General features: G+C 49.0%; 2 protein-coding genes. Both read right to left on the reverse strand.

Annotation, left to right across the window (positions count from 1 at the left end):
* Window positions 1-183: 183 nt before the first annotated feature.
* Complete coding sequence (locus tag MiSe_RS49180) at window positions 184-507, reverse strand: hypothetical protein (protein WP_226594847.1); 324 nt, start codon at window positions 505-507, stop codon at window positions 184-186.
* An 81-nt stretch (window positions 508-588) separates the two neighbouring features.
* Window positions 589-1,059 carry a hypothetical protein gene (locus MiSe_RS54405; protein ID WP_264197168.1) on the reverse strand — a complete coding sequence of 157 codons (471 nt, stop codon included), beginning with the start codon at window positions 1,057-1,059 and terminating at the stop codon, window positions 589-591.
* Window positions 1,060-1,229: the final 170 nt, after the last annotated feature.

Raw genomic sequence — 1,229 nt, forward strand, 5'->3', positions numbered from 1 at the left:
CCAGCCAAGACATCAAGGAGAGCCAGGAGCTGCTGGAACGGCTTCGAGCTAGGGTCGCTGGCACTGGGGGTTAAAGGCGATCGCACCCAACAGCCGCCAAAATAAAACCAGCGATCGGGTTGGGCGAAGACTACATCTTAAGGTAGAGGCTGGCGAATGACGCTTTTTTTCCACGCTCCTTGGTTATTGCTTGGGCTCAAGGTTATTTGTCCCTTGTGCCCTGATTCGATCCAAGCTCTTCCACTTTTTTTCGATTGATTCATAAATCGCTGAATCTTGATCGAAAAGAGCTTGTTGCAGTGCCTTTGCTAGCAATTCTGCCTGCTTAGTTGCCCACCTATTGTTGTCTGGATGGCACAATGCTAATGCTATCTGAACTTGGGTGATTATTGCCAAGACCCCTACGTATGGGAGGGAGACAACAGCGTCAGGCATTGATTCCATAATCCCAATCTCAAGTTCCACTCGCTGTAGCAATTCAAGGTCTTCTTCGGAAAAGTTATTCATGGGTAATTGGTAATTGGTAGTTGGTAGCGCGTACGCATCGCCGCCACCAAAATAAAACCAGCGACCCGACGCGATCGCTGGTTAGGGTTCGTCCTCTTCATTCAGCTGTCGATCTATTAAAGAGGTCATCTCCCTGATTTCTGCTACAAGTTGCAATGCCTCCTCTTTGTCGGTTTTGCTTTCAGACAATCGTTGTGCAAGTCTTTGCTGGTGACTTTCTACATACGCCAGGTGCTTCCCTTCTAGTTCATCGACCCGGCTAAGGATTTTCCCAAGAACTTCCCTAATAGAGATTTTTCGGTACTGGGAGTGAGTCGGCGAATCATCAATTCCAACACTTCGGAACCGCTCACGCCCATCTTCTGGGCGAGTTCGTCGAGTTTGGCAGTGCTGGCTTCCGTCAACATGAATCCGTATCTGGTTTTCGTCTCCCCGTGCTTCGCCTTCTTGGTTTTCGGAGAGTGCTGGCGATTGGTTGGTTTCTTCTCCATTGGCTTCCGTCAAATCGTTCCCTGCCATTTTATTCATACAATAATCCGGAATATTACTCATATAATTTATTAAATTGATCGGCGAATGTTTGAATAAAACCCGGCCCCTCCCCACCAGGAGGGACGCCCCAAACCCAGCGGCGGTAAATCAGGAGCAACCCAGGCAGCTTTCGCCGCGTTCCCCCCCAAGTGCGGGAACAACTTCCACAATCGAATAACAACAAATTACCC

It is taken from the genome of Microseira wollei NIES-4236 (assembly GCF_020521235.1).
Taxonomy (GTDB): domain Bacteria; phylum Cyanobacteriota; class Cyanobacteriia; order Cyanobacteriales; family Aerosakkonemataceae; genus Microseira; species Microseira wollei.

Excerpts from the sequence above, each read along its gene's own strand:
- MiSe_RS54405 (WP_264197168.1), bottom strand. The coding sequence starts at position 1,059 with ATGAGTAATATTCCGGATTATTGTATGAATAAAATGGCAGGGAACGAT.
- MiSe_RS49180 (WP_226594847.1), bottom strand. The coding sequence starts at position 507 with ATGAATAACTTTTCCGAAGAAGACCTTGAATTGCTACAGCGAGTGGAA.